Annotated in this window: 1 protein-coding gene and 1 pseudogene; one reads left to right on the forward strand and one right to left on the reverse strand. The window is 69.7% G+C overall.

What is annotated here, in order from left to right:
* Window positions 1-120: 120 nt before the first annotated feature.
* Complete coding sequence (locus tag VLJ82_RS17530) at window positions 121-1,419, forward strand: IS701 family transposase (protein ID WP_422653731.1); 1,299 nt, start codon at window positions 121-123, stop codon at window positions 1,417-1,419.
* A 44-nt stretch (window positions 1,420-1,463) separates the two neighbouring features.
* Here the strand turns inward: VLJ82_RS17530 and VLJ82_RS17535 are convergent.
* Window positions 1,464-1,744: pseudogene (locus tag VLJ82_RS17535) on the reverse strand (transposase); the annotation flags it as partial.

Here is a 1,744-nt window from a genome sequence, read left to right on the forward strand (position 1 = left end):
CTAGTACTGCAGCCGTAGATCGTGATCTGCCTGGCCGGCGCGGGTCGGGCGTGTTTGCGCTGATCAGGGCGGCCACCGGGCGAGCATTCGGTGCTTGTGTGGAACAACGAAGACGCCGCGGTGGCCGCGGCGCACAGCGTAGATCCTGAGCGGTGGTGGACGGCGTTCGGCGCGGTCATCGATCGGGTTGCCCCGCGATTTGCCCGGTGTGAGCCGCGGCGGCGTGCCGCCGGACTGATGCTGGGGATGCTGTCCGGACTGGATCGCAAGAACTGCTGGACGATCGCCGAGCACCGCGGCGATCTCACGCCGGACGGGATGCAGCATCTGCTGGCCCGGGCGTGCTGGGATGCCGACGCGGTGCGCGATGACCTGCGTGACTACGTCATCGACGCCTTCGCCGACCCGCACGCGGTGCTGGTGGTCGACGAGACCGGCGATGTGAAGAAGGGGGTGCACTCGGTCGGGGTCCAGCGCCAGTACAGCGGCACCGCGGGGCGGATCGAGAACGCCCAGGTCGCCGTGTTCTTGACCTACGCCGCCCGACGCGGCCACGCACTGATCGACCGCGCCCTGTATCTGCCGAGGTCCTGGACTGAAGATCGCGATCGGTGTGCCGCGGCCGGCGTTCCAGACGACATCGTGTTCGCGACCAAGCCGGCGCTGGCGACCGGGCTGATCCGCCGAGCGGTCGCAGCCGGGGTCCCCGCTGGTTGGGTGGCCGGGGATGAGGTCTACGGCGCCGACCCCACCCTGCGCCGCACCGCGCGCCAGCTCGGGCTCGGGTATGTGCTGCAGGTCGCCGCGAACCGGCGGGTGCCCACCCAGGCCGGAGCGATCCGCGTCGACCAGCTGCCGGCCCTGCTGCCCGACCGGGCCTGGCAGAAGCTCTCCGCCGGGGCCGGTAGCAAGGGCCACCGCATCTACTCCTGGGCCTGGATCGCGCTGCAACCGGAGGACGCAGCCGACACCGGGCGGCATCACCTGCTGATCCGCCGCACCGACGCCACCGGCGAGCTGGCCTATCTGCGCTGCTACAGCCCCCACCGACTGCCGCTGCGCGACCTGGTGCGGGTGGCCGGGCAGCGCTGGCGGATCGAGGAGTCATTCCAAGCAGTCAAGGGACTGACCGGCCTGGACCAGCACCAGCTCCGCCGCTGGACCTCCTGGCATCGCTGGACCACCCTGGCCATGCTCGCCCACGCCTTCCTCGCCGTGGCCACCGCCATCGAACGCCACGCCCACCCCGCCCCGACCGGGCTGATCGAGCTGACCGTCAACGAGTTCCGGCGGCTGTTCGACGCCCTGCTACTCGGCGGCCACCCGACCCTGACCACCCTGCTGAGCTGGTCGAACTGGCGACGACGACATCAACACCGAGCTCGCGAATGCCACTACCGACGCCGCGAGAACCAATGATCACGAACTACGGCTGCAGTACTAAAGATCATTAGCGGCGAGGGTTACACCCGGCTGAGGTCGAGACCGGTGCTGGCGAGGAAGCCGGCCAGGAGCCCGGGGCGGTACTGCATCTGTTTCAGGCGGGTCTTCACCAGCGCGGTCAGCTCGGCGAGGTTGTGCTTGGTCAGGTTGGCCAGCGACCGCTTCAGGTGCGCCCACACCGGCTCGACGGGGTTGAGCTCGTGGGCGTACGGCGGCAGCCGGTACACCGTCAGCCAGGCCGGGCGGCGATCAGCTCGGCCATCGCGGTGCTGACGTGGGTGTTCAGGTTGTTCCAGACCAG

It is taken from the genome of Jatrophihabitans sp. (assembly GCF_035474675.1).
Classification (GTDB): Bacteria; Actinomycetota; Actinomycetes; order Mycobacteriales; family Jatrophihabitantaceae; genus Jatrophihabitans_A.